General features: G+C 46.6%; 12 protein-coding genes. 7 read left to right on the plus strand and 5 right to left on the minus strand.

What is annotated here, in order from left to right; translation table 11 throughout:
• Positions 1–273 precede the first annotated feature (273 nt).
• Positions 274–1116, minus strand: coding sequence for a C39 family peptidase (locus GC096_RS18955; protein ID WP_171632351.1), 843 nt, complete (start codon positions 1114–1116; stop codon positions 274–276).
• A 190-nt stretch (positions 1117–1306) separates the two neighbouring features.
• Here GC096_RS18955 and GC096_RS18960 point away from each other — a divergent pair, with 190 nt between their 5' ends.
• Entirely contained in the window at positions 1307–2554 is a 1248-nt protein-coding gene (locus tag GC096_RS18960; protein ID WP_171632353.1) for a M48 family metallopeptidase, read from the plus strand.
• A gap of 74 nt (positions 2555–2628) precedes the next feature.
• On the opposite strand, the gene GC096_RS18965 is transcribed toward GC096_RS18960, so the two are convergent.
• From GC096_RS18965 to GC096_RS18980, 4 genes are all read right to left on the minus strand, one after another.
• The gene (locus GC096_RS18965; protein ID WP_171632354.1) at positions 2629–3768 is read right to left on the minus strand and encodes a virulence factor; all 1140 of its coding nucleotides are present in this window, start codon (positions 3766–3768) and stop codon (positions 2629–2631) included.
• Positions 3769–3882: 114 nt separating this feature from the next.
• On the minus strand, positions 3883–4470 hold the full coding sequence (locus GC096_RS18970; RefSeq protein ID WP_171632356.1) for a guanylate kinase: 588 nt from the start codon (positions 4468–4470) through the stop codon (positions 3883–3885).
• 153 nt (positions 4471–4623) lie between these two features.
• Entirely contained in the window at positions 4624–6699 is a 2076-nt protein-coding gene (locus GC096_RS18975; protein ID WP_171632357.1) for a DEAD/DEAH box helicase, read from the minus strand.
• A 210-nt stretch (positions 6700–6909) separates the two neighbouring features.
• Positions 6910–7605, minus strand: a complete 696-nt coding sequence (locus GC096_RS18980) for a hypothetical protein (protein ID WP_171632358.1) — start codon at positions 7603–7605, stop codon at positions 6910–6912.
• A gap of 278 nt (positions 7606–7883) precedes the next feature.
• Between GC096_RS18980 and coxB the strand changes: the two genes are divergently transcribed.
• The 6 genes from coxB (at position 7884) to GC096_RS19010 (ending at position 13160) form a co-directional block, all read left to right on the plus strand.
• Positions 7884–8900, plus strand: coding sequence for a cytochrome c oxidase subunit II (gene coxB, locus GC096_RS18985; protein WP_171632360.1), 1017 nt, complete (start codon positions 7884–7886; stop codon positions 8898–8900).
• Between the two features lie 66 nt (positions 8901–8966).
• A complete protein-coding gene (gene ctaD / locus GC096_RS18990; RefSeq protein WP_171632673.1) occupies positions 8967–10802 on the plus strand; it encodes a cytochrome c oxidase subunit I in 1836 nt (611 codons plus the stop codon).
• Entirely contained in the window at positions 10799–11413 is a 615-nt protein-coding gene (locus GC096_RS18995) for a cytochrome (ubi)quinol oxidase subunit III (protein WP_171632361.1), read from the plus strand. The genes ctaD and GC096_RS18995 overlap by 4 nt, the downstream gene beginning before the upstream one ends.
• Entirely contained in the window at positions 11414–11731 is a 318-nt protein-coding gene (locus GC096_RS19000) for a cytochrome C oxidase subunit IV family protein (RefSeq protein WP_056608279.1), read from the plus strand.
• Positions 11732–11830: 99 nt separating this feature from the next.
• Positions 11831–12688: a cytochrome c oxidase assembly protein gene (locus GC096_RS19005; protein WP_171632363.1), complete on the plus strand. Its 858-nt coding sequence runs from the start codon at positions 11831–11833 to the stop codon at positions 12686–12688.
• A gap of 16 nt (positions 12689–12704) precedes the next feature.
• Positions 12705–13160 (plus strand): DUF420 domain-containing protein, encoded by a 456-nt coding sequence (locus GC096_RS19010; RefSeq protein ID WP_171632365.1) that lies wholly within the window; start codon positions 12705–12707, stop codon positions 13158–13160.
• The last annotated feature ends 180 nt before the right edge of the window (positions 13161–13340 follow it).

Raw genomic sequence — 13340 nt, forward strand, 5'->3', positions numbered from 1 at the left:
TATCTAAGCAACTCTATCTAATCAACTACTCCTACTAGTCTCAAAATACGCAACCTCAGTCGGCCGCACGATTACATGTAAAAAATACAGTTAATTTTATGAAATTTAACGAGTCTGAGTAAATAGATGGAAAAAATCCATCTAATCTGGATAAAATAGCCGAAAAGGTGCGATAACAGCTAAATTAGCTACATATTTTCCATCTAATGCTTACTATTTGTCTGAACGAGCAGAATTAGATGTACTTTTTCCAGTTATTGTGAAAGATAGCCGTTATCCAATGATCGTGATGGCCTGGGAGCCCATGAACTCCCATGCTTCCTTGAAGGAAGGGAGTGGATAGGCTTCTTGTTCACCCGTCATCGGATCGTTCATATACGCATAATTATCATCCCAGCCAGTTAGTAGTAAGGCATGCTCGGGCTGATACCACGGGACAAGCTCACCCGTCTCATCCTCCCACTCCAAGTCGAAATAAGGGCTATCCATATGCTCAGTTGCCCAAATCATGGCAGGGTTGCCTTTGGCAATGACGCCAAGTAAATCCTCGAAGGAGGTTCCTGTCAGATCACGAATGTGACCAGGTAACCACTGGTTCATCAATTTAGCGACTGGGGTATGATAAATCCCATAGCCGATATCAAAAGGATCGCCAACGAAAACATCTTTAGGATTTGCACCAACAAAAGCACCAAACTCATTCTCATAGGGCATATCTCCCGTGGGCAGAGCATGAGCCACTTCTTCCTTCGTTAGCGGCAGTCCAGCCCAATTCAGCAGCATGGTCGCAGCGACAGCTTCACAACCATTTGGTAGCTCAGGAAGCTGTGAGAGCGCGGGAATCGCTTGTATTTGAACATGATGCTTAGTGAGTGTAGGGGCTTCATCAGTGGATGTCTGGTTAGTTGTGGATTCCGCCTCGGCTACGACAGCATCAATAGGTGAAGGGATTTCCGTTGCGGTTTCCCCTGCAAGATGCTGATCTGCAACTTTTCCCTTAGGACTAGATAGCGTGAGGAGTTGTTTCGCATCGGGGGAATTTGATTTTATAAGTAGAATAAGTGTAAAGCTGGACAACGCCAGCAATAGCAGTGTGAGCAATTTCAATTTCTTCATGTAGCACGTCCGTTCCTGTCAATGTTCTCATTACATCATGCGAGGATAGAGAATGCAAGACATGATATCCAAAATATGCCTTGAGACACATACGCTGCTGCCTTGTTCGCATAGACTAAGTAAACAAGCTTATCCAAACTACTAATCTCTATCAAAGTTGAGCCTATCAAGATGAACGTGGAGGCATGGGATGAAACGTTTCTATTTGTGGTGTGCAGCTGCTTTTGCTGGTTATGCCGTTATCGTGATTTTATATTTCTTAAAAGGGGATTTGTTTCAAATCCCTATGGCGTTAGTTGGTTCTGTGGCGGATCCGAATACGTTCATGACCCATGCAGAAATTGCTAAAGCGGAGACACTTTCAAGGATTCATTCGTTAACGTTCTTTTTAAGCGCTCCCCTGCAAATGGGTGTGACCGTTACTTTATTCGGCATAGCCGTCAGCTTCCGTCAACTCGCGGAGAAAGTATTCCGAGCTTCTTTCCTGCAAATGATCCTTTTTGTGGTTCTTTTTACCCTCGTCATGGACGTGCTATTTCTTCCCATTGATGTGTTTCTGTTCAAAATCGACCAAGCCTACGGCATATCCAATGAGACGCCAATCATTTTCCTGAAGGATTATGTAAAAACATTTCTCATAGATATCGTAGGCACGATACTCATGGTGGGGATTTTCAGATGGATCAGTAAGTGGAGCCCTAAGCGGTGGTGGGTATGGTTGTGGTTAATTTCAATTCCATTAATCTTATTCGTCACGTTTATTCAGCCTGTGGTACTGGACCCGTTGTTCAATCAGTTCCAGCCACTTCAAAATCAGGAATTGAAAACGCAAATTCTTGATCTTGCAGCCAAATCACATATACCGACCGATCAGGTTTACGAGGTCAACATGTCGGAGCGGACGAATGCCATTAACGCTTATGTCAATGGGATCGGCGGGAACGCGCGCATTGTACTGTGGGATACCATTTTGAATAAATTGCAGCCAGATGAAATCTTGACAGTGATGGCACACGAGATGGGACATTACGTAGAACGACATATCTATTGGGGGATTGCCTATGGTGTTGCACTCAGTTTCGTTGGTTTCTGGTTGGCTTTTCATGCGTACCGGCTAATCTTAAAACGCTGGGGGGCACTTTGGGGCATGCGAGGTGAAAGAGATCTAGCCGCATTACCAATTCTTCTGCTGCTCATCTCACTGATGAGCTTCCTGTCATCACCGGCTCAGAATGCGTTCTCAAGGGTGATCGAGCACCGGGCAGACGTCTATGCGATGAAAATGACGGGGGATGGGGATGCAGCAATTCGGGCGTTTCAGCATATCGCCAAAGAAAATCTTAGTCCCGTTACTCAGCCAAAACTGGTGCAGTGGTTCCGCGGCTCTCATCCGACGATTGAGGAGAGAATTGTGTATTTTGAGCGGTATAAGAAGTAGATGAATCAAAAAAAGCACGAATGCCAATCTTCCCACATGGGGAAGAGGACATTCGTGCTTTTATGATTACTCAGCTACACATTTCTGCGTGTCATTTGCTGCCAAACAGATCCTTCAGCGGCATGACCGCCTTCGATACGCTCGAGGGCAATCTTGACCTGCATCCGCACCTCGAACTCGGGGTCGTCTGCAGCTTGCTTTAGGTCAGGAAGCACGGAGTCGTCCCCGACTTCATAAAGGAAACGGGCTGCGCGCCAACGGACAAGCTTGTTGCGGTCCTTGAGCGCCTTGGCCATCGCCGGCATGGCGGCGGGGTCGCCAAGATCGGACAGCGTATCGCCTGCCGTCCGACGCACAGAAGCTGTATCGTCCTCGAGGGCGCGATACAGATAGGGCAGTACCTCGGGTTCCTTGATATCCCCGAGGTATACCGTGGCCAGTCGCCGAAGCGACGTGTTCTCGTCCTGCAGGGCCTGGACGAGAAGCGGCAGCGTCTCAAGCGACGGCTGGATCTTCTGAAGCGCGGCGTAGCGCAGCTTCCAATCACTGTGTCGCAGCTGCTCAGCGGCTGCGACAAGATCCCCTGTGGCAGCCTCCTCCACAGGGGCATCCGTGTTCTCCTGCATCGCGCGGGAGACTAGTTCCTCGACGCGGGCATCGTCGTAAGAAGCGTCCAGTTCCTGGACGACTTCGCCCGCGATGTCCGAGAGCTCGCCGTAGCGGACGCCGAGCTCCTCGAGCTTCCGCTCTTTGATCAGGTTCGGCGAAGCCGTACCTGCGCGTACCGCGGCTTGCGTGAAGCGCTCTGGCATAGCGACGCGCGCTTCTTCGGAGCCTGCGCGTACCCTCACCTGGAGCGGAATGCCGCGAAACATTTGCACGAGCACCTGCGCCTCGCCAAAGGCGGCGTCAGCAGCAGGCTGCTCGGCTGGCAAGCCAGCGCCAGCCTTTGGCTGCGCTTCGCCATAAATCTCGCGCGCCTGTGCCAGGATGAACTGCCAGTCACCCTTCGAGCTGCGGTCTACCGCGATGAAGTCGGCTGCATGGAAGATGCTGATAACGCCAGGTACAGCAAGCAATTTTTGCACTTCTGCAGGAGCGCCTGTCAGATTCTTTTTCGTATACGTTTCACGCACACCGGCAGGTAAGGACTCATCCATATTGAGTTTCATGGAGTTGGGGCTGGGTGTAGGTTCAATGGAAATGATTTTCATATCATTCAACTCCTTAGTAGGAACGGACCACTTACGAAGCCGTTCATTCGTTAGATGAAAAGGCCCGGACGGGGGACCGTCCAGGCCTTATTTCGGCATTTACTGCCCTTCGTTCTAGTCTAAATCAACCAGATTACGATTCAAATAGTGATCTAATGTTTTGGTAAGATCAAATACCGTATGAGCCAAGTCCACATTTTCAAAAACATGATCACATTGGTCACGGTAGGCTAATTCATTTTCGTAGTCAGACAAATATTTGGAGGCGATTTCTTCGGAATCTCCGCTTTCTTTCATCCGCTCTTCAAGTGTGTCTCGCTGGGCATAAATGAAGATTTGGACAACGCGGTCGCCATATAGCTTTTTGAGAGTTTCGGCACCGAAGCGGTTCAAGATCAAGTAGATGCTGCCGCTTTGCTGGAACATAAACTCAATATCAGAGCTTTTGATTCCATAGAGATGGTCATTCACAGTACTAACTTCAATGAATTCGCCGCCTGCTTGTGCTTGCACAAATTGAGCGGGTGAGATGAAATGATAATCTTGACCATCTTCCTCTGTTGCTTTCGGAGGTCGTGTGGTGTACGAAATCACTTGTTTCATCCCCAGCGTGGAGCCGGACATTTCCGCAACGGTTTTTCGGCCTGCCCCGTGTGGGCCAGTGAATACAAAAATCATTTCCTTATCCTTTAATGCGTACATGGAACATACCTCCTTTGATTGGATGGGGGGTAAATCCTACGTGCGAGCACGGGTTGAAACGATTTTTATAAAATAGAATCTGAATAAATCATACCTATATCTTACATCGTAAGGCTTCATCGGTAAAGACTTGCATGAAATCGCTTCATCAGCCTAGCGTTTGCTGCCGCCGCCGCGAGTGCCTCTTGGTGCACCTCCACGAGCGCCGCCTTGGCCACCGCGTGGGCCGCTTGGTCTGTCACCGCGCGGAGCACCGCCGCGTGAGCCGAAGCTGTCGCCACGAGGTGCTGCGCTGCGCGCACCACGCTCATCACTCCGTCCGCGAGGAGCGCCGCCCGTACGAGCGCCAGAGCCCTCACCGCGAGGAGCGCCGCCTGTGCGAGCGCCGAAGCCCTCGCCGCGAGGAGCGCCGCCCGTGCGAGCGCCGAAGCCCTCACCGCGAGGAGCGCCGCCCGTGCGAGCGCCGAAGCCCTCACCGCGAGGAGCGCCGCCAGTGCGAGCGCCGAAGCCTTCACCGCGCGGAGTAGCACCGCGTGCTGCTCCGTCGCCACGGCCTTTGCCGCCGCGAAGCGTGCGAGACGCGCTAGCCGCGTCATCACGACCTGCGCCGGCGTACTTGTTGTATGGCGAGTAGGACTTATCGCCATGTGGAGCGGAACGCTTGCGCTCTGCACCTTCACCGCCACCGTTGTAGGAACCGGTTACGCGTGCTTTGGCTGCGCCAATGTTCGCTCCACGAGCTGGAGCCGCATTCGTAGTTGGCGATTCGTGAACAACGGTTGCACGTCCCCATGTATTCGGGCTACGTTCCGAATTGACTTTAGCTGGTCTTTCGCCTGAACGCCCAGCACCAGCTGAACCTCCGCGTGAGCCGAATTTGTCGCCTTTGGAACCAAAACCTGTTTTCCGCTCGCCACCGTACTGAACGTTAGCGCGATCGCCTCGCAGCTCGCGTGCTCCAGGTCTTCCCGCACGTCCGCCGCTGCGTTGTTCTGGCGCACCAGTGCGGTCATTGCGTCTGCCACCGCGTGAGGAAGCACCAGCTCCTCCTTTACGTGCAGACCCTCTGCCTTCTTGCTCGATGTAATCATCGTTTTGGGAACGAACAACACGTCTTTGCTGTCCATCAGCACCGCGCAATGACATTTTGATACCTTTTTCGATAAGCTCGATCGTTGGCATATCTCGTTGCGTTGCGAAAGTCACGGCAACGCCTGACTCACCGGCACGCCCCGTTCTACCAATCCGATGAATGTAGCTTTCGGCATCTTGAGGTACATCGTAGTTGAAGATATGCGTTACGCCTTCCACATCTAAACCACGAGCTGCGATATCCGTAGCGACTAAGAGCTCGATCCGGCCTTCTCTGAAACGCTTCATCACTTGCTCACGTTTCGCTTGAGACAAGTCACCATGCAGCTCATCGGACATTAATCCGATTTCTTGCAGCGTTTCATTGAGGGCAATCGCTTTGGCTTTGGTCCGACAGAAAATCATCGCAAGATAAGGCCTATATTGTTTAATTGCTGCAATAAGAGCATCCTGTTTATCACGATCAGTCGTAGGGACAAGTACCTGCTGAATCTCAGTCAAAGTGACTTGTTTACTTTGAATTTTTATTTCTTTTGCTTCCTTCATATAAGCCTTAGACAGATTAATGACCTGTTCGGGCATGGTCGCAGAGAAGAGCAACGTTTGGCGATAAGGAGACGTTTGCGCAATGATATCCTTGACTTCATGCAAGAAGCCCATATGCAACATTTGATCTGCTTCATCTAAAACGAGTATTTTCAATTTATAGAAGTTGATAGAACCGCGACGAAGATGATCAAGCAATCTTCCCGGTGTTCCTACTACTATATGTATGTTGCCTTGAAGCTTTCTAAGCTGTTTTTCTACATCTTGACCGCCGTAGGCAGCTAGAACCTTCGCACCTGTGATCGGGACAAGGGTTTTCAACTCATTGCTGATTTGAATCGCTAATTCACGGGTAGGAGTAAGAATAAGCGCTTGAACATCCGAGCTTTCTACATCAATGGTTTCTAATATAGGAAGTACAAAGGCAAGGGTTTTACCTGTACCTGTTTGAGCTTGTGCGATAACGTCCGAACCTTTTAACAATACTGGAATCGCTTCTCGTTGAATGGGGGTCGGTTCTACGACACCTTGATTTTGCAAAACTTGAACTAATTGTTCTCTAATACCTAATGAGGCAAATCCATTTGACATGGGTAATTGGCCAGCTCCCTTTTTCCTTCTTAGTAAAGACGATTCCCTCATTGTACAGGAATGAAAGACAAATGAAAACAGGAGCCGACCCACAAGCAGAAATAAACTACTTTATTAATAGAAGTTTTACATGCTGGTTGTGCTCCAAAAGGCGTAGTAAGACCTCCTATGAGAAGTAGAGCTTCTTTTAGGAGGCCAGCCCTAATTAATCTAGTCCTGAGGTAGTGATTGTGCCGTTCCAAACACACGTGTCACGGTCTGATTGAAGTCGGTTAGAAGAGGCATAAGCGAATGGCCTTTCCAACTTTCCTGTGCGAAGCTATTCATTTTATTAAGGAAATCTCGATTTGCCGAAATATAGACGTCCATCAGATCGGGTTTAAGAACGCGAAGCTTTTCAGCAATGGCTTGTTTAAACTGATGAGAAAGTAGATCATGATGCACAGCTGTTTCATAACTATTGTAACCTTTATTTATATCGTTAGACGGAAGGGAGTCATCATAGGGATTATCATCGTTGTAGAAGCCTTTGTTTGTACCTTGATTATTCGTCTCTTTTGTTAACCCTTTCGTGCCAATTGCGCTGTTATCCATCATTAGTGCAACATAAGCATTCTGATTTGTAATCATGACAAAGGCTGTATTTACACCATCCATGGTATGCAGTTGATCCGATAGATATTGACTGTATTCCAACTTGGTATTGTTGTGTGAGACAGGACCAGAGAGTTGTTGTACTTGATAGGCACGGTCCATCGCGTCTCCCTTTTCGACATTTGCGCCAAAATTCGAGCTAGTAGAGTTATTTGGATTGCCTCTGTACTCTTTTCCGCTAGTGCCACATGCGGATAATGTAAGCAGGAGGAATATGATTCCACAAATCGGAAAACCTAACTTCCTGAACATAATTTACAGACCTCCTAAAGCGATTTGATGTTTATAGGATGAGATGTTTCTGTCTAATTATTCGTCTTCACAAATAAAGGCTTTTATGCATAAAGAGGTGGGTGTATGGAAATAACCATGAAGGGAAATATATCGCTACAGACGCTGTTTAAGAACAATTTGTGAACTCTCCTACAGCGATTGACAAAAAGTTTTCACGAATTTATAGTTATTAAAGTGAATTGACATGGGCATGGCCTTCGTGGTAAAAATATTGTTTTAAAAGTGGGGTTGATACAATGAGTCAATTGAAAAAGTTCTGGCGTCTGCTACCCCTTCTAGCGGTGATGACGCTCATGCTAACTGGGTGCGGAGACCCAACCTTATCTGCTTTAGTGCCAAAAGGTCCTGTGGCGACGGAGCAGCTTTATTTAATGAAATTAAGTCTCTTTATCATGATTTTTGTCGTAATTGTCGTATTTGCGATTTATGTGTACGTTTTAATTCGCTTTCGCAAGCGTAAGGGCGACGAAAGTATTCCGAAACAAGTCGAAGGAAGTCATGTTTTGGAGATTATCTGGACGGTAATTCCAATTCTCTTGCTGTTAGTACTTGCGGTGCCAACAGTATCTTACACGTTCAAACACTCCGAGAATTACAACAAGAACAAAGACGCTATCCATGTGAAAGTCACTGCACATCAGTTCTGGTGGCAGTTTGAATATCCAGACCTTGGTATCGCTACAGCTCAACAGCTCGTGATTCCGAAGGACAAAATCATTGCGTTTGATGTCGTTTCTGCTGACGTAGCACATGCTTTCTGGGTACCATCTCTAGGTGGTAAAGTTGATACGAACCCAGGTATCCGTAATACGCTTTACTTGCAAGCGGATGAAATTGCAACGTTCCAAGGTAGATGTACAGAGCTTTGCGGAGCTTCCCATGCTTTGATGAACTTTACCGTTGCGGCTAAGTCTGAAGCAGACTTTAATGCTTGGGTTGCGAAAATGAAAGCACCTTCTACCGTGCCAGCATCTGCTCAAAAAGGTGAAGAGCTTTTCAAAGAAAACTGTATGTCTTGTCATGCTGTTAATGCAAGCGGCCCTGGGGTTGCTCCTAACCTTAAAGGTTTCGCAGATCGCGACACTCTTGCAGGTATCTTAGAGAAGACACCTGAGAACTTAGCATCGTGGATACATAATCCGCAAGCACTGAAACCGGGTAACAAAATGCCAGCTTTCGGTAAAGAAGCAAACGGCAAATTAGATGACAATCAAATTAAAGATATTGTTACGTACTTACAAACATTGAAATAAACTCTTGATGTAAAGGAGGTTCATACGTTGGCTCACTCTCATCCAGTAAAAAAACATACCGGGCTTATGGATTGGCTTACAACCGTCGATCATAAGAAAATCGGTATCCTGTATTTACTAGCGGGCGGCTTCTTCTTCCTCGTAGGGGGACTAGAAGCGATCTTAATTCGGATACAACTCGCTTATCCAGATCAACAAATTTTTGTTGGAGATTCATTTAACCAATTAACAACGATGCACGGAACAACGATGATTTTCTTTGCGGCAATGCCGGTCATCTTCGCTTTCATGAATGCCATCGTTCCGCTACAAATTGGTGCAAGGGACGTTGCGTTCCCGTTCGTTAACTCGCTTGGTTTCTGGTTATTCTTCGCCGGCGGCGTGCTTATGAACACTAGTTGGTTCTTAGGTGGAGCTCCAGATGCGGGTTGGACAGGATACGCACCTTTATCCTCGATCACCGATTCAAACTGGGGGGCAACTCTTGAAGGCAACTTGCAAGGAACGGACTTCTACGTTCTTGGTTTGCAAATTGCAGGTATCGGTACGCTAATCGGGGGGATTAACTTCCTTGTAACGATTATCAACATGCGTGCTCCTGGGCTTACATACATGCGTTTGCCAATGTTTACTTGGTCTGCTTTTGTAACTTCAGGTTTGATCGTTCTTGCTTTCCCTGCAATCACGGTTGCATTGGTTGAGCTCATGTTTGACCGCGTCTTCGGTGGTGCATTCTTCGATGCAGCCAGAGGCGGTAACAACGTACTTTGGGAACACTTGTTCTGGATTTTCGGGCATCCCGAAGTTTACATTTTGATTCTTCCTGCTTTCGGTATTATTTCTGAGATCGTTTCTACTTTTTCGAAAAAACGTCTGTTCGGATACAGCTCCATGGTATTTGCAACAGTGCTAATTGGTTTCTTAGGCTTCATGGTTTGGGTTCACCATATGTTTACAGCAGGTCTAGGCCCAGTAGCGAACTCGATCTTCGCGATTGCTACGATGGCGATTGCTGTTCCAACAGGTGTGAAAATCTTCAACTGGTTGTTCACACTTTGGGGTGGTCAAATCCGCTTTACAACTGCGAATATCTTCGCAACAGCGTTCATTCCTACATTCGTTATGGGTGGAACTACAGGGGTTATGCTTGCGATTCCTGCAGCTGACTTCCAATATCACGATACGTATTTCGTAGTAGCGCATTTCCACTATGTTATCGTTGGTGGTCTAGTACTTGGTTTGTTCGCAGGTCTTTACTACTGGTGGCCGAAAATGTTCGGTCGTATGCTAAGTGAAGGCTTAGGTAAATTGCATTTCTGGTTGTTCTTCATCGGTTTCCATTTGACATTCTTCCCGCAGCATTTCTTGGGACTAATGGGGATGCCGCGACGCGTCTTTACGTATCAGCCAGGATACGATCTCGAAGTTGGTAACTTAGTTTCAACGGTTGGTGCGTTCTTGATGGGTATTGGTACGTTGGTGTTCCTTATCAACATTATCACTACAGCAAGAAAACCAATGACAGCTCCTGCAGATCCGTGGGATGGACGCTCCTTGGAGTGGACAATTCCATCACCTGCACCTGAGTATAACTTCAAACAAACTCCGCTTGTTCGCGGTTTAGATGCTTTCTGGAAAGAAAAAATGGCTGGTAACAAGCAAATGACACCAGCTGAGCCAATTGGTTCGATCCACATGCCTTCGGCATCGATCTTGCCGCTTGTGATGTCTGTTGGTTTATTCATCGCTGGTTTTGGTTTTATGTACAAAAACTATTATGTAGCTGCTGCAGGTATCGTAGTTACTTTCATTGCCATGTTCTTGCGTTCCGTATATGACGACCACGGTTGGCATATTGAACCAGAAGAACTTGAAGACGATCATAAGGGGGTAAAGGCATGAGTAGTCATCACACGGGCGCACTGCCTGCTAATCCGGAAACGGCTACCCTCGAAGGGAAAAATAAAGTTCTTGGCTTCTGGCTTTTCCTTGGTGCAGAGGTTGTATTGTTCGGTTGCTTATTCGCAACTTACATTGCCCTTCGGAACTCAGCTCCGGATGGCCCAACAGCTGAAGAGCTTTTCAAGCTCAAAACAGTTGGTTGGTCAACATTTATTCTCTTAACTAGCAGCTTGACGAGTGTATTCGCAATCATTGCGATGCACCGTCAAAAAGTAGGTCAATTGCTAGCTTGGTTGGCAGTAACTGTTTTGTTCGGTCTTTCGTTCTTAGGAATGGAGATCTACGAGTTTTACGAGTATGTGCATGAAGGACACAAGTTTACAACAAGTGCTTTCTCCACCTCGTTCTATACGTTGGTTGGTTTCCACGGTGCTCACGTAGCATTCGGTGTTTGCTGGATTACACTGTTGATTTTCCAAGGACTTAAGAAAGGTCTTACAGTCGTTACGGCACCTAAGTTTTATGTCGCATCCCTGTACTGGCACTTTATCGACTTAGTCTGGGTATTTATCTTCACAGTTGTTTATCTGATGGGGAAGGTGGGTCACTAAATGAGCAGCAATTCTCATGATACACACGCACCTAGCAAGCGGGTTAAACACGATTCACCTGTAAATCACTATTTGACTTACATTATCTCGATTCTACTCACGATGTTGGCATTCGCTGTCGTACTTTACGGAGATTTGGATCGTTCGTTTATCTTAATTTTCATCGTATCCCTCGGGATCGTGCAGGCACTTGTTCAGTTACTATTCTGGATGCATGCCAAAGAGAGAGGACATTTGTTCCCTCTAATCTTTATCTTTGCAGGAGCGTTCGTTGCTCTTACTGGCGTAATCATGGCCGTATATTGGGTTTGGTGGTAAAAAAGGAAGAAGAGGCAACTTTGTCTAGACAAAGTGCCTCCTCTTTGTTTAAAGGGAGATATTCGGATATAGTCAGCTTGAAAGGAGAAAGATGCAGGTATGAGTCAGATTGGTGGATTTTTTGATTTGTGGAATCCTGTTTTATTGTTGATCGTCATTGTAATCGGATATAGTTATGGTCGCTTTGTTGTAAAAGGGAATGGGAGCGCTGCGAAATCAGAGCCAATTTCGATCTCACAGCAGCTTCTCTTCTATGCAGGGCTAGTCTTATTCTATATTGGGCAAGGAAGTCCAATTAACTATATCGGGCATCACTATTTGTTCAGTATGCACATGCTGCAACAAACGATTCTTTACTTGATTGTACCGATCTTCATTTGGTTAGGAACACCGGCTTGGTTGGTTCGTTCTTGCATGAAAAATATCGTGTTTCGCGGTCTGTTTTCCTTCTTTACTCGGCCTCTGATCGCTTTATTCATGTTCAATATGCTATTCTCTATCTACCATATGCCGATGGTTATGGATTACTTGATGAAGAATGATGTACCGCTTCTTGTTTATCATACGTTACTCTTAGTGACGGCCTTTATTATGTGGTTTCCAGTATTTTGTCCGCTTCCTGAGCTGAATCGATTGAACGATTTGAAGAAGATGGCGTATATTTTCGGAAATGGTGTATTGTTGACACCCGCATGTGCGCTTATCATTTTTGCGGATTCAATTATCTACGATATGTATGACAACGTCACTGTTCCGTTTGCTCATTTGTCACCACTCGATGATCAACAGCTCGGTGGTGTAATCATGAAGATATTGCAAGAAATTATCTATGGAGCTACTTTAGCTTATATTTTCTTCCGCTGGTATCGCCGAGAACGCAAGGATGAGGATGAATTGGATCCTATTCCATCACAAGATAGCTTGAGTAATCAAGGCGGGAACTGGAATCGCGCTTAGAGAGAGGATTAGAAAGATGCACATATTACCCACGATTTCTACGATGTTTATTGTGATTAGTGCCATTTTTGTTGGGTTCGGGTGGTATCATATCGTCAAAGGAAACCGGGATACGCATGAAAAGCTGATGGTTCTAGGCGCGATTTTCGCTTTAGCCTTTTTCATCATCTACATGTCCCGTACCTTATTTGAAGGAAACACGGCGTTTGGTGGGCCGGAGAGCTTAAAGTTGCCTTATCATTTGTTCTTGTTCTTCCATATTACCTTGGCTACAATAGGAGGCGTTCTTGGCCTCGTTACACTATGGTTCGCTTACAAAAAGAAATTCCTCAAACATAAGAAAATTGGTAAAGTTGCGGCGATAGTATGGCTGCTAACAGCGCCAACAGGCGTTATGGTTTATGTCTTGTTGTATGTCTTATATCCAGGCGGAACAACGAAGCCAGTTATTGATGCCATTTTCGGTTTGTAAAAGGTTACAAATAGCACGGAATGATGTGAAAGATCATCATTCCGTGCTATTTTTTTGTCTATTTTAGGGCTGATTTTGTGATTTCGCCCATCGGATAGCGGAAATCAACAATTTGAAATGACGAAATGACCATGCCATTCTTCATATTGCTCATAGGTTAATCCGATGGATTCCACTACG

The organism is Paenibacillus plantarum, from assembly GCF_013141695.1.
GTDB lineage: Bacteria > Bacillota > Bacilli > Paenibacillales > NBRC-103111 > Paenibacillus_E > Paenibacillus_E plantarum.

Excerpts from the sequence above, each read along its gene's own strand:
- GC096_RS18970 (WP_171632356.1), bottom strand. The coding sequence starts at position 4,470 with ATGTACGCATTAAAGGATAAGGAAATGATTTTTGTATTCACTGGCCCA.
- GC096_RS18995 (WP_171632361.1), top strand. The coding sequence starts at position 10,799 with ATGAGTAGTCATCACACGGGCGCACTGCCTGCTAATCCGGAAACGGCT.
- GC096_RS18960 (WP_171632353.1), top strand. The coding sequence starts at position 1,307 with ATGAAACGTTTCTATTTGTGGTGTGCAGCTGCTTTTGCTGGTTATGCC.
- GC096_RS18980 (WP_171632358.1), bottom strand. The coding sequence starts at position 7,605 with ATGTTCAGGAAGTTAGGTTTTCCGATTTGTGGAATCATATTCCTCCTG.
- coxB (WP_171632360.1), top strand. The coding sequence starts at position 7,884 with ATGAGTCAATTGAAAAAGTTCTGGCGTCTGCTACCCCTTCTAGCGGTG.
- GC096_RS18975 (WP_171632357.1), bottom strand. The coding sequence starts at position 6,699 with ATGTCAAATGGATTTGCCTCATTAGGTATTAGAGAACAATTAGTTCAA.
- GC096_RS19000 (WP_056608279.1), top strand. The coding sequence starts at position 11,414 with ATGAGCAGCAATTCTCATGATACACACGCACCTAGCAAGCGGGTTAAA.
- GC096_RS18955 (WP_171632351.1), bottom strand. The coding sequence starts at position 1,116 with ATGAAGAAATTGAAATTGCTCACACTGCTATTGCTGGCGTTGTCCAGC.
- ctaD (WP_171632673.1), top strand. The coding sequence starts at position 8,967 with ATGGATTGGCTTACAACCGTCGATCATAAGAAAATCGGTATCCTGTAT.
- GC096_RS19005 (WP_171632363.1), top strand. The coding sequence starts at position 11,831 with ATGAGTCAGATTGGTGGATTTTTTGATTTGTGGAATCCTGTTTTATTG.
- GC096_RS18965 (WP_171632354.1), bottom strand. The coding sequence starts at position 3,768 with ATGAAAATCATTTCCATTGAACCTACACCCAGCCCCAACTCCATGAAA.
- GC096_RS19010 (WP_171632365.1), top strand. The coding sequence starts at position 12,705 with ATGCACATATTACCCACGATTTCTACGATGTTTATTGTGATTAGTGCC.